Here is a 20,262-nt window from a genome sequence, read left to right as displayed (position 1 = left end):
GGGGCAGATTGCTCTGCCCCCTGAGCATTACAGATCGGCGATGAGCGCCGCCGCCGCTTTACGGTGCTGAGAAATCAACGATTTGATATCCATATCCACAATCTGTCCGTCAATCACCCGCCACTTTCCGCCGACCATCACCCTGTCCGCCCGTTCCGCCCCGCACAACAGCAGCGCAGAAATCGGATCATGGCTGCCGCTAAAGCGCAGTTCATCCAGCCGGAAAAGCGCCAGATCGGCCTGTTTACCCACCGCAATTTGCCCGATATCGTCACGTCCAATCAGCTTTGCAGATCCGCGCGTTGCCCAGCCTAAAACCCGTTCCGGCGTCACATATTCCGCACCGTAGCGCAACCGCTGTAAATACAGTGCCTGCCGCGCTTCGTACATCAGATTCGACGCATCGTTGGAGGCGGAACCGTCCACGCCTAAGCCAATGGGTGCGCCCGCCGCTTCCAGATCGCGCGTCGGACACATGCCGGACGCCAGCCGCATATTCGATACCGGACAATGGCAAATGCCGGTGCCCGCTGCGCCCAGGCGCTGAATTTCATCGGCGTTGAAATGAATGCCGTGCGCCAGCCATGTGCGGTCATTCAGCCAGCCGACGCTGTCGAGATAATCCACCGTGCGCAGGCCAAACATTTTCAGGCAGAACGCCTCTTCATCCAGCGTTTCGGCTAAATGCGTATGCAACCGGACATCTTCCCGCTGCGCCAGCATCGCGCTTTCACGCATAATTTCAGTGGCAACGGAGAACGGTGAACAAGGTGCCAGAGCTATCTGCATCCACGCGCCTTCGCCGCGCTGATGATAGCGATCAATCAGCCGCTGGCTGTCGCGCAGGATAGTTTCACCGGACTGCACCGTCTGTTTCGGCGGCAGACCGCCCTGCTCCTCGCCAAGGCTCATTGAACCGCGTGTCAGTAAAGCGCGCATGCCCAATTCCCGTACCACTTCGACCTGTACATCGATCGCCTCCTCCATCCCCTGCGGGAACAGATAATGGTGATCCGTGGTGGTGGTACAACCTGAAAGCAGCAGTTCGGCCATCGCCACGCGGCTGGCCAGCCCGAGCGCTTCCGGCTGCAAACGCGCCCAGACCGGATACAACTTTTTCAGCCACGGGAACAAGGGGACATTGACCACGGGCGCCCAGGCCCGGGTCAGCGTCTGATAGAAATGATGATGGGTGTTAATGAGGCCGGGCATCAGCACACAGTCTGTGGCATCAAAAATTTGTTCAACCGGTCGTGAAGGGCTTTGGCCGACGGCCAGCACCTCGGCGATCTTGGCGCCTTCTATGACGATGCCACCGCGGGCATCCAGCTCATTTGCGGTAAAAACAGCCAGCGGATTCTGGATCCACATACGTTGTGTTGACATAACTGACATCCTTTTTTGGTCGGAATAGAATTCAAAAAGTGAGTCAGCTCAGTTATGCCCTGTCTGCTGATCCAGGGGCGCATGTGCGAAAAATCAGTGAACCTTAATCTCCTCTGCCACTACGCTGACGCGCTCGGCGGGCATCAGCAGGTTCAGCAAAATGGCGACCACACCGCCGCTGGTCACAGCATGTCCGAAGATATTCCCGACGATTTGCGGGAACTGCCCCAGTGCTTCCGGCACCGCTTCGATGCCCAGCCCGATACCGAAGGAGATGGCGATGATCAGCATTTCGCGGCGACCTACCGGCGACTGCGTCATGATACGGATACCTGCTGCTACCACGCTGCCGAACATCACCAGCGTCGCCCCGCCCAGCACCGGCGCGGGAATTTGCTGCAATATGCCGCCGATAAACGGGAACAGCCCGAGTACCACCAGCACGCCGCCGATATACATGCCGACAAAACGGCTGGCGACGCCGGTCATCTGAATCACACCGTTGTTCTGCGCGAAGGTGGTGTTCGGGAAGGAGGAGAACATAGCCGCAACCATGCAGCTGATGCCGTCGGCCAGAATTCCGCCCTTCAGCCGTTTGCGGAAACTCTCCCCTTCAATCGGTTGCTGCGAAAGCATGCAGTTCGCGGTCAGATCACCGACGGCTTCCAGAATGCTGATGAACGAAACCAGCGCGATAGGTACAAAGATAATCCAGTCAAATTTGAAGCCGAAGCGGAACAACTGCGGCAGCGCAAACCAGTCGCCCTGCACGGGTTTTAGCGGCAGATGGCCGCTCAATGCAGCGGCGATGCAACCAACAATAATCCCCAATACTATGGAGGCCAGACGCACCCAGCGCACATTGATCCGGTTGCAGGCAACGATCACCAGCAGCGTCAGCGCGCCCAGCCCGAGATTAGCCGGCGCACCGAAATTCACCGCGCCGTGTCCGCCCGCCCAGTCGGTGATGCTGACTTTAATCAGGCTGATACCGATCAGCGCAATCACCGTTCCACTCACCAGCGGCGTGAATACCCGGCGCATCTGCCCGATAAAGCGGCTGACCAGCAGCGGGATAAACGCGGCGACAAAGTTCACGCCGAAAATCATCGCCATAATGTCTTCGGGCGAACCGCCACGGCTTTTCACCAACATCCCTCCGGAGAGGATGACGCCCAGAAATGCAAAGCTGGTGCCCTGCAGGCAAATCATTCCCGCGCCCACCGACATAAACCGGCGCGCCTGAATAAATGTCCCGATGCCGGAAGCCAGGAGTGACATGCTGATGAGATACGGCAGATAGGCGTTAAGCCCGAGGACAGAACCGATGATAAGCGGCGGCGTAATAATCCCGACCACGCTGGCCAGCACGTGCTGCACCGCTGTGAAGAAAGCCGGTACCGGCGCAATACGCTCTTCCAGTCCATAAAGCAGTTCTTTTTCGTTGGATTCTGACATAACGGGTTTCCGGGAGAATGAGTGATAACCCTGTTATGCATAAAGCAGGCCAGCGGCGAAATAATTTGCCTTAAACACCGCGCAGTGCCTGATTTGAGCGGATTGCTGAAAATCGCGATCACTGAAACTTTAAAATCAGCGATGCGTCATTTGGGTACTTTTGTTTCATGGCGTGCGCCTTTTTAGTGTTTTTGCACAATAAAAGGGCAGAAAGAGAGAAAGAAAGGGAAAGTCAGAAAAAGCCCCGACCGGCGATCGGGGCTAAAGGGAAAGCGTTGTGAATGTCAGGCGCGCGTGACCGGGAAGGCCAGTACGTCGCTCAGACTGTTTGCGTTCAGCGCAATCATAATCAGGCGATCAACGCCCAGCGCCACACCGGAACATTCCGGCATTCCGTGTTCCAGCGCCGCCAGCAGATTATTGTCGATCGGATGTTGCTGCAGACCGCGTGCCGCACGTTTACGGTTGTCCTGCTCGAAACGTTGACGCTGCTCGCGGCTGTCTGTCAGCTCGCGGAAACCATTCGCCAGTTCGATACCTTTGTAATACACCTCGAAACGCTCAGCCACACGATGGTCTTCGGTGCTGATCTCCGCCAGAGAGGCCTGCGACGCAGGGAAGTGGTAAACGAATGCCGGTTTATCGCGGCCAATATGCGGCTCAACGCCCATAGTGAACAGCAGCTGTAACAGCGTGTCACGGTCTTCTTCGGTATCGGCAATATTGGACAGATCCAGCTTCGCCGCCGCTTCGCGCAGTTCGACCTTATCAGCAGAGAGCGGATCGATATTCAGATGACGAGTAAACGCCTGCTGATATGAGAGCTTTTCGCCGCTGGCACAATCAAGAACCTGTTGCAGTAAATCATCCACTTCATTCATCAGGCGGTACATGTCATAACGCGGACGGTACCATTCGAGCATGGTGAATTCAGGATTGTGATGGATACCGGCTTCTTCATTTCGGAAACTGCGCCCCATCTGATAGATAGGGCCGCTGCCCGCTGCCAGCAGGCGTTTCATGTGGTATTCCGGGCTGGTCATCAGATACAGCGTCATACCATCGGCGGCGCCCGGCCCGACAAAACGGGTTTCGAAGGGCACCAGATGAATATCGGTCACCGTGGCCTGGCTCATGGCTGGCGTTTCAACTTCCAGCACGCCGCGATCGCTAAAGAAGCGTCGGATTTCCGTAAGAATGGCCGCGCGTTTTAGCAGATTGGCGACTGAAGCGCTGGGTTGCCAGCTGGCTGTTTCGCTCATGGTGATTTACTCCGAATTCAGAAAAGTCATGCAGTCTACCTGCATCACTGCGGGCAAACAAATATCTCATTTTGCGAACCCTGACGCAGAGAAAGCCGAAATGCGCGTTCACATCAAATTACCACTTCTACCACTTAGGTATAATAATTCCCTTACAAACAATAAGAATATTACCCTCTGGGACAGCGCCTGTATGTCATCAGGGTTCACTAAACCTTCGATTCCGAAGGCGTTTCGCGGGTGTATCAAACCCGATTTCATGATGATAGTGGAGGAATGCAGTGCAAACCTTTAACGCCGATATAGCAATTATAGGTGCAGGTGGGGCGGGTTTACGCGCAGCAATAGCCGCAGCGGAAGCCAATCCTGACCTGAACATCGCATTGATTTCGAAAGTGTACCCAATGCGCAGCCATACTGTGGCAGCCGAAGGCGGTTCTGCCGCCGTAACGCAGGATCACGACAGCTTTGATTTTCACTTCCAGGATACCGTTTCCGGAGGCGACTGGCTGTGTGAACAAGACGTGGTGGATCATTTCGTTCATCAGTGTCCGACTGAAATGGCTCAGCTGGAAATCTGGGGCTGCCCGTGGAGCCGCAAAGAGGACGGTTCGGTCAACGTCCGCCGCTTTGGCGGGATGAAGATCGAACGCACCTGGTTTGCCGCCGATAAAACTGGCTTCCATATGCTGCACACGCTGTTCCAGACCTCTCTGAAATACCCACAAATCAAACGCTTCGACGAGCATTTCGTCCTCGATATTCTGGTCGATGACGGTCAGGTTCGCGGCGTGGTCGCCATCAATATGATGGAAGGCACCCGCGTGCAGATCCGCGCCAACGCCGTCGTGATGGCGACCGGTGGTGCCGGCCGTGTTTACCGCTATAACACCAATGGTGGCATCGTGACTGGCGACGGGATGGGCATGGCGTTCCGTCACGGCGTTCCGCTACGTGATATGGAATTCGTGCAATATCATCCGACCGGCCTGCCGGGTTCCGGCATCCTGATGACCGAGGGTTGTCGTGGTGAAGGCGGCATTCTGGTGAACAAAGACGGCTACCGTTATCTGCAAGACTACGGCATGGGTCCGGAAACGCCGCTCGGTGAACCGAAAAATAAATACATGGAACTCGGCCCGCGCGACAAAGTGTCGCAGGCGTTCTGGCATGAATGGCGCGCCGGACGCACCGTCGAAACCCCACGCGGCGACGTGGTTTATCTGGATCTGCGCCATCTCGGCGAGAAAAAACTACGCGAACGTCTGCCGTTTATCTGCGAACTGGCGAAAGCCTACGTCGGCGTGGATCCGATCACCGATCCGATCCCGGTACGTCCTACCGCGCACTACACGATGGGCGGTATCGAAACTGATGCGCAGTGCGAAACCCGCATCAAAGGGCTGTTTGCCGTTGGCGAATGTTCGTCAGTCGGCTTGCACGGTGCTAACCGCCTGGGTTCCAACTCGCTGGCTGAGCTGGTGGTCTTCGGACGCATGGCCGGTGAACAGGCCGCACTGCGCGCGGCACAGGCGACAGATTTTGGCAATACTGCCGCGCTGGACGCTCAGGTGCAGGATATTGAAAACCGTCTGTCGGCGCTGATGCAGCAGGAAGGCAATGAAAGCTGGGCGGCGATCCGCGATGAAATGGGCCTGGCGATGGAAGAAGGTTGCGGGATTTACCGCACCACCGAGCTGATGCAGAAAACTATCGACAAGCTGGCAGAGCTGAAAGAGCGCTTTAAACACGTGAAAATCAACGATACCTCCAGCGTGTTCAACACCGATCTGCTTTACACCATCGAACTAGGTCACGGTCTGGAAGTGGCTGAATGCATGGCGCATTCCGCGCTCAACCGTCGTGAATCACGCGGTGCCCATCAGCGTCTGGATGAAGGCTGCACTGAACGCGATGACGTCAATTTCCTTAAGCACACGCTGGCATTTTATCAGCCTGATTCCGCGCCGCGACTGGAATACGGCGACGTGAAAATCACCACGCTGCCGCCGGCTAAACGCGTTTACGGTAGTGCAGGTGAAACTCAGGATAAAAAAGATAAGGAGCAATCCCGTGGCTAAAATGCACAGCCTGAAGGTTGAAATCATGCGTTATAACCCGGAGACGGACAGTGCGCCGCACCCGGTGGTATATGACGTCCCGTTTGATGAGACAACCTCCGTTCTCGATGCCCTGGGTTATATCAAGGATCATCTGGCGCCAGATCTTTCTTACCGCTGGTCGTGCCGTATGGCGATTTGTGGATCCTGCGGCATGATGATCAACCGCGTGCCGAAGCTGGCCTGCAAAACGTTCCTGCGTGAGTATCCGCAAGGCATGCAGATCGAAGCGCTCGGTAACTTCCCGGTAGAACGTGACCTGGTGGTCGATATGACACACTTTATCGAAAGCCTGGAAGCCATTAAGCCTTACATCATTGGTAACCAGCGTACCGTCGATCAGGGGCCGGGCAATCAGACGCCGGCACAGATGGAGAAATACCATCAGTTCTCCGGCTGTATCAACTGCGGCCTGTGCTACGCCGCCTGTCCGCAGTTCGGACTGAATCCGGAATTCATCGGCCCTGCCGCCATCACGCTGGCGCATCGTTACAATCTCGACAACCGTGACCACGGTAAAGCGCAGCGTATGCCGCAGCTTAACGGTCAGAACGGTGTCTGGAGCTGTACGTTCGTCGGCTATTGCTCAGAAGTCTGCCCTAAGCACGTCGACCCGGCCGCTGCTATCCAGCAGGGCAAAGTCGAAAGTTCAAAAGACTTCATGATCGCGAGGCTGAGACCGCAATGAGGGAGGAAAATATGACCACTCAAAATCAGCGCACAGTCAGCAAACGCAAGCCCTACGTGCGTGAAATGAAGGCAAGCTGGTGGCAGCGCTTACCTTTCTACCGTTTCTATATGCTGCGCGAAGGGACGTCGGTGCCCGCTGTCTGGTTCAGCCTGTTATTACTGTCGGGCCTGTTCTCACTGCGGCACGGGCCGGAAAGCTGGGAGGGTTTTGTGCATTTCCTGCAAAATCCGATCGTGATGCTAATCAATCTGATTGCCCTGCTTGCCGCCTTGTTGCACACCAAAACCTGGTTCGAGCTGGCGCCGAAAGCCTCCATCATCATTGTGAAAGACAGGAAGATGGGACCGGAGCCGATTATTGCCGGCTTTTGGGGCGTGACCGTGGTTGTGACGCTGGTGATCCTTGCTATCGCACTGTTTCTTTGAGGATGCGAAATGAAAAATACTCTGCCTAAACGTTCAGATGAACCGGTGTTCTGGGGGCTGTTTGGTGCCGGTGGTATGTGGAGCGCAATTTTCGCGCCGGTAATGATTTTGCTGGTGTGCTTTCTGCTCCCGCTGGGATTCTTCCCCAGTGATGCACTGAGTTATCCACGCGTGCTGGCTTTTGCGCAAAGCTGGATCGGCCGTCTGTTCCTGCTGCTGATGATCGTCCTGCCGCTGTGGTGCGGTTTGCACCGGATCCATCACGCCATGCACGACCTGAAGATCCACATCCCGGCCGGTAAATGGGTGTTCTACGGTCTGGCGACGATCTTAAGCATCATTACGATTATCGTATTGATCCGCCTCTGATCTCGTGCGATCTTCCCTTTCAGCGGCCTGCTTTCGGGTCGCTGATATTTTCCCCCTCTCTCTTTTCTTTTTTCCCCATTGTTACCTACACTTAGGTGATTACCTAAGGAAGGCATAACTATGCGTATCTGGTCAAAACTCGGTGTCATCGTCACGGCGCTGTTATCCGTCGCTTGCAGCGTGACACCGCCGAAAGACGTCAAAGTCGTCAATAATTTCGAACTCAACCGTTATCTCGGCACCTGGTATGAAGTCGCCAGACTCGATCACAGCTTTGAAAGCGGGCTTGAGCGCGTAACGGCAAATTACAGCCTGCGCGACGATGGTGGCGTAAAAGTGATTAATCGCGGATTTAATCCGAAGAAAAACAAATGGCAGGAAAGTGAAGGTAAGGGTTACTTCACCGGTTCAACGGCGCGAGCGGCGCTCAAAGTCTCCTTCTTCGGCCCGTTCTATGGCGGCTATAACGTCATCGAGCTGGATAAAGACTATCGCTATGCGCTGGTGTGTGGCCCGGATAAAAGCTATCTGTGGATCCTTTCACGTACGCCTACGCTGGACGACGGTGTGAAACAGAAGTTGCTGCAAACCGCGCAGCAGTATGGTTTCGATACCAGCAAACTCATCTGGGTTAAACAGCCTTAAGTTTTCCACCCTCCAGAAACAACACTGCCTGCATCAATGTGCAGGCAGACTTCAATTTACTTCTTGTCATTCATAACGTTCACGCCAGATTATTGGGCGCTTTTCTGAATGGCCTGGCCACCGGCAGAAACGTCTTCACCGACGCCGCGTGTGGTATTACAGGCGGTTAACGCAGAAGACAAAACAAGAACAGATAAGATGGCGAGGATACTTTTCTTCAGCATATGAATTTCCTTCCTATAGGAGAATGTAAAGTACAACACATTAAGTGTAGTTAACTTTTCAGGAATGTAGGAAATCAGGAAGGTTTTTAGGAAAATTGGAAACGGGAAAAGCAGGGACAATAAGGCTGAAGGGATCAGCCCGCGCGTGAAATCGCCCCACCCAGATGCTGGATGTCTTCACCAAAACCGTGAACCGTATTGCAGCCGGATAACGAAGTCAGCACCATCACTGAAACCACCATAAGCATGATCTTTTTCAACATGAAAAACAAAATCCCATTCAACAGGTTGAGGCCGTAAAGCTGCGACAGGCTTTCACCTGAGGCAGCTTTCATCCAGCGCAATAAGTGACGAAAACTTATTTAACGCGGGAAACGTATTCGCCAGAACGGGTGTCACAACGGACGATTTCGCCGATCTGTACGAATAATGGAACTTTAACCACAGCGCCGGTGCTCAGAGTCGCTGGCTTGCCGCCGGTACCCGCAGTATCACCTTTCAGGCCTGGATCGGTTTCTACCACTTCTGCTTCAATGAAGTTCGGTGGCTGTACAGCGATAGGACGACCGTCCCACAGTGTCACGATACATTCCGCATTGTCTTGCAGCCATTTGGACGCTTCGGACACGGTTTTTGCTTCAACGCCGTGCTGCTCGAAAGTCTCAGGGTGCATGAAATGGTAGAACTCGCCATCGTTGTACAGGTAAGTCATATTGGTATCTACAACGTCCGCGCCTTCGCAGGAGTCAGTAGATTTGAAGGTTTTTTCTACACGTGTGCCGGTCAGCAGACGACGCATTTTCACACGTGCGAATGCCTGACCTTTGCCCGGTTTTACGAACACACTGTCTTCGATCGCGTAAGGCTCGCTTTCGAACATGATTTTAAGACCCGGACGGAAATCGTTGCTAGAATAAGTCGCCATGATGGCCCTCTAATTTTAAACTGGTATTAGCCAAAAAATGGCAAACATTGTAACCCTAAAAACGCCATTTAGAGAAGATTGGTTGTATCAACTCGGCGATGTTATCACTGACCCCGATGAACTGCTTACTCTTCTGGCACTTAACGACAATGCAGAATTGCAAAGTGGGCGTGAGGCCCGTCGTTTGTTCCCGCTTCGCGTGCCCCGCGCCTTTGTGGCACGTATGCAGCCGGGCGATCCGCAGGATCCTTTATTGCTTCAGGTATTAACCGCGCGCGAAGAATTCATTGCCTCGCCGGGTTTTACCACTGACCCGCTTGATGAACAACGCAGCGTCGTTCCGGGTCTGTTGCACAAATATAACAATCGTGCCCTGTTACTGGTGAAAGGCGGCTGTGCGGTGAACTGCCGCTACTGTTTCCGTCGTCATTTTCCGTATCAGGACAACCAGGGAAATAAGGCCAACTGGGTTCAGGCGCTGGATTATATCCGTACAAGCCCCGAACTCGATGAAATTATTTTCTCCGGCGGCGATCCGCTGATGGCCAAAGATCACGAGCTCGACTGGCTCATCGGTGAACTGGAAGGTATCGCGCATATTAAGCGTCTGCGCATCCATACCCGTTTACCGGTAGTGATCCCTGCCCGCATCACGGATGTTCTCTGCCAACGCCTTGAGCAGTCGCGTTTGCAGGTGCTGATGGTGACGCACATCAATCACGCCAATGAGATTGATGACGCACTACGCGACAGTATGGCAAAGCTGAAAAAACACGGTGTGACGTTGCTCAATCAAAGCGTATTACTGCGCGATGTGAATGACTCCGCCGATGTGCTGGCAACGCTCAGCAATGCGCTGTTCGACGCCGGAATTCTGCCCTACTACATTCACGTGCTGGATAAAGTGCAGGGCGCGGCACATTTCATGGTGAGCGACGATGAAGCGCGCGTCATTATGAAAGCGCTGATGAGCAAAGTGTCGGGCTATATGGTGCCGAAACTGACCCGCGAAATTGGCGGCGAACCGAGTAAAACGATTCTGGATTTACGGCTGAAGCAGTCGTAAAGGTGCAGAGCGCAGATGCAAAAAGGGATGCCATCGGCATCCCTTTATCATTTCTACACGGTTAAACCGCGCGGGGCCCGATTATGGGCACTTATAAACCTGGCCGACCATTTTGCTGTCAACCGGTGCAAAGCTGGACAGGAAGTTTTGAGACGGGCTGTTGGCACCATAAATGGTGTTGCCGCCCATCGCTGCCGCTTTGTTACGCAGGTCGTTGGCAGCACCACGCATGGAGCTGCCGTCGCCGCCGGTGCCGGAGAACCAGTTGCTTTGGGCACCGGTGACCTGGCCGAGCAGCTGACATTCAGCGGCTGGCTTGTCGTCGGTGAATTTCACCTGCTGGCCCGCTGCATCCAGTTGATGAGTGGTACTGCACCCGGCAAGCAGCGCGATAGCTGACAGGCCCAGTAACATTTTAATCCGCATCACTTTCCCCATTTGTTTTTGTAATCACATAAAGCCTATCAGAAAACACCTGGCTCTCTTAGGCATCCGTTGCCACGTATACCCAAGGTTCCGCGCTATCGGTAAAAATCCGAAACTCACGCAGAAATGAGTCTACACGTTAAAGGTGGAAGACATTGAGACTTATCTTACTGAATGCGATAAAAAATGGTCAAATAAAAAAACCCGGCCTTTTCAGACCGGGTTTTTTCAGCACGCTCATCAGTAAACAAAATGCCTGCTGATTTCACGTACCTGCGGATGAACACAGGGGGATGATGATTACATCATGCCGCCCATACCGCCCATTCCACCCATACCGCCAGCACCGCCCATATCGCCTTTATCATCTTTTGGCAGGTCGGTGATCATGCACTCAGTAGTGATCATCAGGCCAGCAACAGAAGAAGCGTATTGCAGAGCAGAACGGGTCACCTTCGTTGGATCCAGGATACCCATTGCGATCATGTCGCCGTATTCTTCGGTATAAGCGTTGTAGCCGAAGCTGCCTTCGCCCGCTTTGACTTTGTTCGCGATAACGGAGGCTTCTTCACCGGCGTTAACCACGATCTGACGCAGTGGAGATTCCATCGCGCGCAGAGCAACACGGATACCAACGTTCTGGTCTTCGTTGTCGCCTTTCAGGCCAGCCAGAGTATGAGCAACGCGGATCAGCGCAACACCACCACCGGCGACCACGCCTTCTTCCACGGCAGCACGGGTTGCGTGCAGCGCATCTTCGACGCGGGCTTTCTTCTCTTTCATTTCAACTTCAGTTGCTGCACCAACTTTCAGAACAGCTACGCCGCCTGCCAGTTTAGCCACACGCTCTTGCAGTTTTTCGCGATCGTAATCAGAGGTCGCTTCTTCGATCTGCTGACGGATCTGAGAAACACGGCCCTGAATAGTCGCTTCTTCGCCAACACCGTCGATGATGATGGTGGTGTCTTTATTGATAACAACACGCTTAGCCTGGCCCATGTCTTCCAGAGTGGCTTTTTCCAGTTCCAGACCGATCTCTTCAGAGATAACAGTACCGCCAGTCAGGGTAGCGATATCCTGCAACATCGCTTTACGACGGTCGCCGAAACCAGGTGCTTTAACCGCAGCCACTTTCACGATGCCACGCATGGTGTTCACAACCAGAGTCGCCAGGGCTTCGCCTTCAACGTCTTCAGCAATGATCAGCAGTGGTTTGCCAGCTTTCGCAACGGCTTCCAGTACTGGCAGCATTTCGCGGATGTTAGAAATCTTTTTGTCAGCCAGCAGAATGAACGGGCTTTCCAGTTCGATTGAACCGGTTTCTGGTTTGTTGATGAAGTACGGAGACAGGTAACCGCGGTCGAACTGCATACCTTCTACAACGTCCAGTTCGTCTTGCAGGCCGGTGCCTTCTTCAACAGTGATGACGCCTTCTTTGCCGACTTTTTCCATCGCTTCTGCGATCAGTTTACCGACGGTTTCATCGGAGTTAGCAGAGATGGTACCTACCTGTGCAATTGCTTTAGAGTCAGAGCAAGGGACAGACAGTTTTTTCAGTTCTTCAACCGCGTGGATCACAGCTTTGTCGATTCCGCGTTTCAGATCCATTGGGTTCATGCCAGCGGCAACGGCTTTCAGACCCTCGGTGATGATCGCTTGTGCCAGAACGGTTGCGGTAGTAGTACCGTCACCCGCTGCATCGTTCGCTTTGGACGCAACTTCTTTCACCATCTGTGCGCCCATGTTTTCGAACTTATCTTCCAGTTCGATTTCACGTGCAACGGACACACCGTCTTTAGTGATAGTTGGAGCGCCGAAAGATTTGTCCAAAACCACGTTGCGGCCTTTAGGGCCCAGGGTCACTTTTACTGCATCAGCAAGGATGTTTACGCCACGCAGCATTTTCACACGGGCGTCATTACCGAATTTAACTTCTTTAGCTGCCATTGTTAATTTCCCTTCAATTCGTTCAGTTCAGAAAAAAGTGGGTCGGAGGAGGATCAGGCTTCTACGATTGCCAGGATGTCGCTCTCGGACATAATCAACACTTCTTCATTGTCGATTTTCTCAGCTTTCACGCCGTAGCCGTCGTTGAAAATGACGATGTCGCCAACTTTCACGTCCAGCGCTTTCACTTCACCGTTTTCCAGAATGCGACCATGGCCGACAGCCAGGATTTCACCACGGGTAGATTTACCTGCAGCTGAGCCAGTCAAAACGATGCCGCCAGCGGATTTAGATTCTACTTCTTTACGCTTGACGATAACGCGGTCATGCAATGGACGAATTTTCATTGATAACTCTCCTGTGAGCGGATCCATATCTATTTTTAGGGTTGAATGCCTGACAGTATGCTGCCCGGCCTCGTGGTTTGTTTAATGGGGGCGATACATCGCCCTTCAAGGGGAAGCACAGAAAAAATTTTCGTTTTTTCCTTCACATTTACGCCTTTCAAACTGGCGCAAAACGGTCTTCCCAACAATTTTTTAACAATCAAGGGCACAGAGATTAGCGATCGCGGTGCTCTGTGTCGTCATCTTTTTTCAGAGAAACCAGACGTTCCTGGGTTTCATCGGTGCGCTTGAACTCGCCGTCAAAGGTATTGCCGGTCGGTGCACTGTTACCCCAGTTGCCGCCGGAGCGGACGATATTGAGGTGAGGCATCAGTTTGAGCGTCAGGCGTTTCTGGACAGGCGGCAGCAAAAGCAGCAATCCGAGGAAATCGGTAAAGAAGCCCGGCACCAGAAGCAGGAAACCGGCCATCACCAGTGAAACGCTTTTCACCATTTCCGCCGCAGGGCTCTCACCCAGCGCCAGTTTTTCTTGTAACTGCATAAAGGTCTTCATGCCCTGATTTTTCACCAAAGACACGCCGACGCAGGAAGTGAACACGACCAGCAACAATGTTGTCGCAACGCCAACCACTGCCGCCACCTTGATAAATAAGGTGATTTCAATGTAGGCCAGTAAAAATAACAGTAATAACGGTAACCAGCGCACCGTATTCTCCTTGTAATAAGGTTTCGGAAATCCTGTCTGAGGAAATTCCGCCACCATGAATGAGGGCCCGCTCAAGATCTCTGCCATCAAAGGCACGCAGGCTGACTACAATGAGATGGTGCTACATCCCAATGATTTCAAGCACCCGTCCTGATTTAATTGAGCAGATAAATGATTTGTGAGAATTCTCACAGATACCAAAATACATGCACAACAATAGGGCAGGATAGTGATCTTAATACGTGCAATTCGTTGCAAGCAGCATATGATCGCCTTCGTTGTCCAAACGATGGTTGATCGTTTTAAATTTACCACGGTAAGTAACATAATTTTAAACATCGCATAACGCGTTTAGTACCGAAGAGAAGGTTCTCATGTCAAACACCATTCGTATCGAGGAAGACCTGCTGGGCACGCGCGAAGTACCAGCAGACGCTTATTACGGCATTCATACCCTGCGGGCGATTGAAAACTTCTATATCAGCAACACCAAGATCAGCGATGTTCCTGAATTTGTCCGTGGCATGGTGATGGTGAAAAAAGCGGCGGCTTTGGCCAACAAAGAGCTGCGCACAATCCCACGCCATATTGCTGATATTATCATTCAGGCGTGTGACGAAGTGCTTGATAAAGGTAAGTGCATGGACCAGTTCCCTATCGACGTCTATCAGGGCGGCGCGGGAACCTCGGTAAATATGAACACGAATGAAGTGCTGGCGAACATCGGTCTCGAACTGATGGGACACCAGAAAGGCGATTATCAGTTCCTCAATCCAAACGATCACCTCAATAAATGCCAGTCAACCAATGACGCCTATCCGACCGGTTTTCGTATCGCCGTGTACGCCTCACTGCTGAAACTGGTCGATGCCATTTCCCAGTTGGGCGACGGCTTCGAGCGTAAAGCCAAAGAATTCGAGAACATCATCAAGATGGGCCGTACGCAGTTGCAGGATGCGGTCCCGATGACCCTCGGTCAGGAATTCCACGCGTTCAACGTGCTGCTCAAGGAAGAAACCCGTAACTTGATCCGCACCGGCGAACTGCTGCTGGAAGTGAACCTCGGCGCGACGGCGATCGGTACCCGTCTGAATACGCCGGAAGGTTATCAGCAACTGGCGGTGGAAAAGCTGGCGGAAGTCAGTAATCTGCCGTGCGTTCCGGCCGAAGATCTGATCGAAGCGACCTCTGACTGTGGCGCTTACGTTATGGTTCATAGCTCGCTGAAACGTCTGGCGGTGAAGCTTTCCAAAATTTGTAACGACCTGCGCCTGCTCTCTTCCGGCCCGCGCGCTGGCCTGAACGAAATCAACCTGCCAGAGTTGCAGGCCGGTTCTTCAATCATGCCCGCCAAGGTCAATCCGGTCATCCCGGAAGTAGTGAATCAGGTATGCTTCAAAGTAATTGGTAACGATGTGTGCGTGACGATGGCGGCAGAAGCCGGTCAGCTTCAGCTGAACGTGATGGAGCCGGTTATCGGCCAGGCAATGTTCGAGTCAGTTCATATCCTGACAAACGCCTGTTACAATCTGTTGGAAAAATGCATCAACGGAATTACCGCAAATAAAGAAGTGTGTGAATTTTACGTATTCAACTCTATCGGTATCGTCACCTATCTCAATCCGTTTATCGGCCACCACAATGGCGATATCGTCGGTAAGATTTGTGCTGAAACCGGCAAGAGTGTCAGGGAAGTGGTGCTCGAGCGTGGCCTGCTGACAGAAGCAGAGCTCGACGATATTTTCTCTATCGAGAATCTTAAGCACCCGGCCTATAAAGCAAAACGCTACACGGATGAAAATGAACAGTAACAGACTCCATTACTGACCTTTTAAAGGCTCGTTGTTCTGCGGAACAGCGGGCCTTTTTACTTTGCACGACACAACAATTACATAACAAATAATTATCAATTCCTTAAGGAGTACTGGGAAATGGACAGACAACCATGTTAATCATCGAACTTATTATCGTATTGTTAGCGATCTTTCTCGGCGCGCGCTTAGGCGGTATCGGGATTGGCTTCGCAGGGGGATTGGGGGTACTGGTACTCGCCATAATCGGCGTGAAACCGGGGTCGATTCCTTTCGACGTCATCTCTATCATTATGGCTGTGATCGCCGCGATCTCGACCATGCAGGTCGCCGGCGGGATGGATTATCTGGTCCAGCAAACCGAAAAACTGCTGCGGCGTAATCCGAAGCACATCACTATTCTCGCGCCCATAGTGACTTACTTCCTGACTATCCTCGCAGGTACGGGCAACATTTCATTGTCGGCACTACCGGTGATTTCTGAAGTTGCCAAGGAACAAGGCATCAAGCCCTGCCGTCCGTTATCAACCGCCGTGGTCGCAGCGCAAATTGCTATTACGGCGTCGCCGATTTCGGCAGCAGTGGTGTATATGTCATCGGTAATGGAAGATCACGGCGTCAGCTATCTGCATCTGCTGATGGTGATGATCCCTTCCACATTGGCAGCCGTTATTGTGATGTCACTGATGGTGACCTGGTGCTTTGATTCCAAACTCTCTAACGATCCGGTCTATCTGAAACGTTACGAAGAAGGTCTGGTGGCGCTGCGTGGCGATACCGTTATCGACATCAAACCGCGCGCCAAACTCTCCGTGCTCTTATTCCTGCTCGGCGTGTTATCGGTGGTCGGGTATGCGGTGATCAACAGTCCGAGCCTCGGGCTGGTGGCTACGCCGCTGATGACGACCACCAGTGCGATCCTCATTATCATGCTCAGCGTGGCGACGTTAATTACCCTGCTTTGCCGCGTTGATACGGATTCGATTTTGACTTCCGGTACGTTCAAAGCGGGCATGAGCGCCTGTATTTGTATCCTCGGCGTGGCGTGGTTAGGCGATACCTTCGTGCAGGCCAATATCGGCTGGATTAAAGAAACAGCGGGCAGCATTATTCAGTCGCACCCGTGGTTGCTGGCGGTGATTTTCTTCTTCAGTTCCGCACTGCTGTATTCCCAGGCGGCGACGACTAAAGCCCTCTTGCCGATGGCGCTGGCGCTGAGCGTTTCTCCGCTGACTGCCGTGGGTTCATTTGCTGCCGTCTCAGGCCTGTTCATTCTGCCGACCTACCCGACGCTGGTCGCCGCGGTTCAGATGGATGATACCGGTACGACCCGCATCGGGCGATTCGTGTTCAACCATCCGTTCTTTATTCCCGGCACCGTCGGCGTTTTCCTGTCAGTTCTGTTTGCCTTCGGTCTGGGCAGTTTCATTCTCTGACATTTTTACGGGGGCTGCGGCCCCCGTGATATCAGCCTTCTCCTTTAATGACTTTTGTAAAAGTCCCGCAAGACTTTCTGTGCAACGATTACGCAGGGTATACTCTCAATTCCTTAACGCGTTACGGCATGAAGCCGTGCGCATCTTCTGTCGAATCATTCAGCGGCCGTCTGCCTTCGCCGCGACAAAGAGAAGTAAACTCTGCATGGATCACCGAATTCTTCGTATTTTCTTCCTGCTGTTCAGCTTGTGCCTGTTGCCGCTGCAAACTCAGGCATCGCTCTTTAGCCAACCCGCTGCGCCGCAGTTTGTCCCTGTCGATCAGGCGTTCAGCTTTGATTTCCAGCAGCAGGGACATGATCTCAAACTGAACTGGCAGATCCGCGACGGCTATTATCTTTATCGCAGCAAAATCGAGCTCGACCCTAAGAACGCTGAACTGGCGGCATTCTTCCTGCCAAAAGGCCGCGAACATCACGATGAGTTCTTCGGCGACAGCGAAGTCTACGAAAATTCCCTGCGTATCACTGTTCCTTTACGCCAGGCAAGCCAGGATGCCACGGTCCGCGTCACCTATCAGGGCTGCGCCGCTGCCGGATTCTGTTATCCACCGGAAACCCGCGAAGTGCCACTCTCTGCGGTAACAGATGCGCAACCGGCCAGTCCGCCGGTAGCCGATCCTGCGCATTTACAGGTTGCTCCTGTCGAAGCCACACCCGCACCGCAGACTACACCTCTGCCCTTTTCACCGCTGTGGGCCTTACTGATCGGTATCGGCATTGCGTTTACCCCCTGCGTATTGCCAATGTACCCACTGATTTCCGGCATCATTCTTGGACGTCAGCGACCGCACAGCATGAGGAGAATTTTCCTGCTGTCGCTGGTGTACGTGCAGGGAATGGCGCTGACCTACACTATTCTCGGTATGATCGTGGCGGCCGCCGGTTTGCAATTTCAGGCAGCGCTACAAAGCCCCTGGGTGCTGATCGTGCTGTCGGTGATGTTCTTCGCTCTGGCGCTGTCGATGTTTGGCGCCTTCAGCCTGCAGCTCCCCTCTTCCGTTCAGACCCGTCTCGCATTATGGAGTAATGAACAAAAAGGCGGATCGCTCCCGGGCGTCTTTATTATGGGCGCGCTGGCCGGGCTGATTTGTTCGCCCTGCACCACAGCACCGCTGAGCGCCATCCTGCTTTACATTGCCCAGAGCGGTAACCTGCTGGCAGGTGCCGGGACGCTGTATCTGTATGCGCTGGGTATGGGTATTCCGCTGATTATCGTGACGATGTTCGGCAACAAGCTGCTGCCGCGCAGCGGTCCGTGGATGAACTACGTCAAAGAAGGGTTTGGCTTTGTCATCCTGGCGTTGCCCGTGTTCCTGCTGGAGCGCGTCACTGGCGATGTCTGGGGACTGCGTTTGTGGAGTCTGCTGGGTATCGCGTTCTTCGGCTGGGCTTTGTTGCTAAGCCTGAAAAGTCAGCACGGTGTGATCCGCATTTTACAGCTGATTCTCTTCGCGGCGGCGCTGGTCGTCAGCCGTCCCTTGCAGGACTGGGCATTTGCGCCAACAAACAGCACCACCGCTGCAAAGCATGCACTCAGCTTTCAGAAAATTCACAACGTCGATGACCTGAACGTCGCACTTGCAGGCGCTCAGGGCAAACGCGTCATGCTGGATCTTTACGCCGACTGGTGCGTGGCCTGTAAAGAGTTCGAGAAATACACCTTCTCTGCGCCAGAGGTGCAAAATGAGCTGGCCAATACACTGCTGCTTCAGGCGGATGTCACCAAAAATTCGCCGGAGCAAAAGGCGTTGTTAAAGCGCCTTGAAGTCCTGGGTTTGCCGACGATTATCTTCTTCGGCCCTGATGGCAGTGAATTACCACAGTCGCGGGTGACCGGATTTATGGATGCAGCCGAATTCAACGCGCATTTGCAGAAAGCCCGTCATTAAACGACACTGGTTTTTGAGTTATGCGAATTGTGAGGAGACAAACGTGCTACGTGAACAAGTTCTTGATCAAACCTTAAATATCCTGGAACAACGTGGCCTTGCAACCATGTCACTGGAATACGTCGCCGAACGCGTTGATGTTCCGCTGAATGAGTTGCGGCGTTTCTGGCCGGATGCGGAAGCGCTGCTGTATGACAGTCTGCGTTATCACGGCGAACAAATTGATGTCTGGCGTCGTCAGCTGATGCTGGATGACTCCCTGAGCGCACCGCAGAAATTGCTGGCACGCTATAAGGTGTTGGATGAGCAGGTTCGTCAGCAACGCTATCCGGGCTGCCTGTTTATCGCAGCCTGCACGTTTTTCCCAGACCCTGATATGCCAATCCATCAGTTGGCACAACAGCAAAAACTGGCATCTTTTGAGTACACGCTGGCACTCCTGCAAGAAATGGGTTCTGATGACGCCGAGATGGTGGCACAGCAAATGGAGCTGATCCTTGAAGGTTGCCTGAGCAGACTACTCGTCAAACGCCAACTGAACGACGTAGAAGTTGCACGCCGGCTGGCCGAAGACGTCTTGAATGTTGCACGCTGTCGTGAACACGGCGCGCTTTCCTGACTTTCTGAACCGTCGGACAGGAAATTTGATCGTTTTTGAATGAAAAGCCAGCAAACAAACGTGTTTTATGTGTTTTAAGTGACAAAGCCGTTGACGGCTTAGGCCCAATACGGTTTAATGCGCCCCGTTGCCCGGATAGCTCAGTCGGTAGAGCAAGGGATTGAAAATCCCTGTGTCCTTGGTTCGATTCCGAGTCCGGGCACCATATTTAAAGAAACCAGCCTAAGGGCTGGTTTTTTGCTTTCTGTGGTACGGACTCTCCATCGAACTCCGTTCGATGACTCGCCTTAGCAGGCTCGCCCTGCGGGCCAACGGCAAATCCGTTGTTCAAACGCCTGCGGCGTTAGTCCGAGTCCGGGCACCCTATTTAGAGAAACCAGCCTAAGGGCTGGTTTTTTGCTTTCTGATATTAACAAAATTTTCTTCGCAATTCCGCACGTTCAAATCC

20 protein-coding genes and 1 tRNA gene are annotated in these 20,262 nt (G+C 53.2%); 11 read left to right on the top strand and 10 right to left on the bottom strand.

Annotated features, from left to right (window positions below):
* Window positions 1–27: 27 nt before the first annotated feature.
* From AC0Z7K_RS11935 to epmA, 3 genes are all read right to left on the bottom strand, one after another.
* On the bottom strand, window positions 28–1,386 hold the full coding sequence (locus AC0Z7K_RS11935; protein ID WP_485614588.1) for an 8-oxoguanine deaminase: 1,359 nt from the start codon (window positions 1,384–1,386) through the stop codon (window positions 28–30).
* A 93-nt stretch (window positions 1,387–1,479) separates the two neighbouring features.
* The gene (locus tag AC0Z7K_RS11930) at window positions 1,480–2,844 is read right to left on the bottom strand and encodes a nucleobase:cation symporter-2 family protein (protein WP_413530236.1); all 1,365 of its coding nucleotides are present in this window, start codon (window positions 2,842–2,844) and stop codon (window positions 1,480–1,482) included.
* Window positions 2,845–3,128: 284 nt separating this feature from the next.
* Window positions 3,129–4,106 carry an elongation factor P--(R)-beta-lysine ligase gene (gene epmA, locus AC0Z7K_RS11925; RefSeq protein WP_485614586.1) on the bottom strand — a complete coding sequence of 326 codons (978 nt, stop codon included), beginning with the start codon at window positions 4,104–4,106 and terminating at the stop codon, window positions 3,129–3,131.
* Window positions 4,107–4,387: 281 nt separating this feature from the next.
* On the opposite strand from epmA, the gene frdA reads away from it, so the two are divergent.
* The 5 genes from frdA (at window position 4,388) to AC0Z7K_RS11900 (ending at window position 8,356) form a co-directional block, all read left to right on the top strand.
* The gene (gene frdA, locus AC0Z7K_RS11920) at window positions 4,388–6,187 is read left to right on the top strand and encodes a fumarate reductase (quinol) flavoprotein subunit (RefSeq protein WP_485614585.1); all 1,800 of its coding nucleotides are present in this window, start codon (window positions 4,388–4,390) and stop codon (window positions 6,185–6,187) included.
* The gene (locus AC0Z7K_RS11915; protein ID WP_485614584.1) at window positions 6,180–6,914 is read left to right on the top strand and encodes a succinate dehydrogenase/fumarate reductase iron-sulfur subunit; all 735 of its coding nucleotides are present in this window, start codon (window positions 6,180–6,182) and stop codon (window positions 6,912–6,914) included. The genes frdA and AC0Z7K_RS11915 overlap by 8 nt, the downstream gene beginning before the upstream one ends.
* Before the next feature lie 11 nt (window positions 6,915–6,925).
* A complete protein-coding gene (frdC, locus tag AC0Z7K_RS11910; RefSeq protein WP_485614583.1) occupies window positions 6,926–7,342 on the top strand; it encodes a fumarate reductase subunit FrdC in 417 nt (138 codons plus the stop codon).
* A gap of 9 nt (window positions 7,343–7,351) precedes the next feature.
* On the top strand, window positions 7,352–7,711 hold the full coding sequence (frdD, locus tag AC0Z7K_RS11905) for a fumarate reductase subunit FrdD (protein WP_485614582.1): 360 nt from the start codon (window positions 7,352–7,354) through the stop codon (window positions 7,709–7,711).
* Window positions 7,712–7,831: 120 nt separating this feature from the next.
* Complete coding sequence (locus tag AC0Z7K_RS11900) at window positions 7,832–8,356, top strand: lipocalin family protein (protein ID WP_413530230.1); 525 nt, start codon at window positions 7,832–7,834, stop codon at window positions 8,354–8,356.
* Between the two features lie 89 nt (window positions 8,357–8,445).
* Here AC0Z7K_RS11900 and AC0Z7K_RS11895 read toward each other — a convergent pair whose 3' ends face one another.
* The 3 genes from AC0Z7K_RS11895 to efp all read right to left on the bottom strand — a co-directional run bounded on the left by AC0Z7K_RS11895 (window position 8,446) and on the right by efp (window position 9,505).
* Window positions 8,446–8,580: an entericidin A/B family lipoprotein gene (locus AC0Z7K_RS11895; RefSeq protein WP_014333643.1), complete on the bottom strand. Its 135-nt coding sequence runs from the start codon at window positions 8,578–8,580 to the stop codon at window positions 8,446–8,448.
* Between the two features lie 134 nt (window positions 8,581–8,714).
* On the bottom strand, window positions 8,715–8,843 hold the full coding sequence (locus AC0Z7K_RS11890) for an entericidin A/B family lipoprotein (RefSeq protein WP_485614580.1): 129 nt from the start codon (window positions 8,841–8,843) through the stop codon (window positions 8,715–8,717).
* 95 nt (window positions 8,844–8,938) lie between these two features.
* Window positions 8,939–9,505 carry an elongation factor P gene (gene efp / locus AC0Z7K_RS11885; RefSeq protein WP_112167960.1) on the bottom strand — a complete coding sequence of 189 codons (567 nt, stop codon included), beginning with the start codon at window positions 9,503–9,505 and terminating at the stop codon, window positions 8,939–8,941.
* Window positions 9,506–9,542: 37 nt separating this feature from the next.
* On the opposite strand from efp, the gene epmB reads away from it, so the two are divergent.
* Complete coding sequence (epmB, locus tag AC0Z7K_RS11880) at window positions 9,543–10,571, top strand: EF-P beta-lysylation protein EpmB (protein WP_485614578.1); 1,029 nt, start codon at window positions 9,543–9,545, stop codon at window positions 10,569–10,571.
* A gap of 81 nt (window positions 10,572–10,652) precedes the next feature.
* On the opposite strand, the gene AC0Z7K_RS11875 is transcribed toward epmB, so the two are convergent.
* The 4 genes from AC0Z7K_RS11875 to AC0Z7K_RS11860 form a co-directional block, all read right to left on the bottom strand.
* Window positions 10,653–10,997 (bottom strand): DUF4156 domain-containing protein, encoded by a 345-nt coding sequence (locus tag AC0Z7K_RS11875; protein ID WP_112167975.1) that lies wholly within the window; start codon window positions 10,995–10,997, stop codon window positions 10,653–10,655.
* Between the two features lie 300 nt (window positions 10,998–11,297).
* Window positions 11,298–12,944, bottom strand: coding sequence for a chaperonin GroEL (groL, locus tag AC0Z7K_RS11870; RefSeq protein ID WP_104923553.1), 1,647 nt, complete (start codon window positions 12,942–12,944; stop codon window positions 11,298–11,300).
* A gap of 53 nt (window positions 12,945–12,997) precedes the next feature.
* Entirely contained in the window at window positions 12,998–13,291 is a 294-nt protein-coding gene (locus tag AC0Z7K_RS11865) for a co-chaperone GroES (protein WP_009636718.1), read from the bottom strand.
* A gap of 214 nt (window positions 13,292–13,505) precedes the next feature.
* Window positions 13,506–13,997 (bottom strand): FxsA family protein, encoded by a 492-nt coding sequence (locus tag AC0Z7K_RS11860; protein ID WP_112167958.1) that lies wholly within the window; start codon window positions 13,995–13,997, stop codon window positions 13,506–13,508.
* A 374-nt stretch (window positions 13,998–14,371) separates the two neighbouring features.
* Between AC0Z7K_RS11860 and aspA the strand changes: the two genes are divergently transcribed.
* The 5 genes from aspA to AC0Z7K_RS11835 all read left to right on the top strand — a co-directional run bounded on the left by aspA (window position 14,372) and on the right by AC0Z7K_RS11835 (window position 20,019).
* Entirely contained in the window at window positions 14,372–15,808 is a 1,437-nt protein-coding gene (aspA, locus tag AC0Z7K_RS11855; protein ID WP_413530226.1) for an aspartate ammonia-lyase, read from the top strand.
* 134 nt (window positions 15,809–15,942) lie between these two features.
* On the top strand, window positions 15,943–17,244 hold the full coding sequence (locus tag AC0Z7K_RS11850) for an anaerobic C4-dicarboxylate transporter (protein ID WP_485614574.1): 1,302 nt from the start codon (window positions 15,943–15,945) through the stop codon (window positions 17,242–17,244).
* 205 nt (window positions 17,245–17,449) lie between these two features.
* The gene (locus AC0Z7K_RS11845; protein WP_485614573.1) at window positions 17,450–19,195 is read left to right on the top strand and encodes a protein-disulfide reductase DsbD; all 1,746 of its coding nucleotides are present in this window, start codon (window positions 17,450–17,452) and stop codon (window positions 19,193–19,195) included.
* A 43-nt stretch (window positions 19,196–19,238) separates the two neighbouring features.
* Window positions 19,239–19,814, top strand: coding sequence for a division control transcriptional repressor DicD (gene dicD, locus AC0Z7K_RS11840; RefSeq protein WP_413530223.1), 576 nt, complete (start codon window positions 19,239–19,241; stop codon window positions 19,812–19,814).
* Window positions 19,815–19,943: 129 nt separating this feature from the next.
* Window positions 19,944–20,019: transfer RNA gene (locus tag AC0Z7K_RS11835), tRNA-Phe, on the top strand.
* Window positions 20,020–20,262: the final 243 nt, after the last annotated feature.

The organism is Rahnella sp. 1L-D-7-B-C2, from assembly GCF_057290995.1.
The sequence above is the reverse complement of the archived record's forward strand: the minus strand, read 5'-3'. Positions and strand labels throughout refer to the sequence as shown.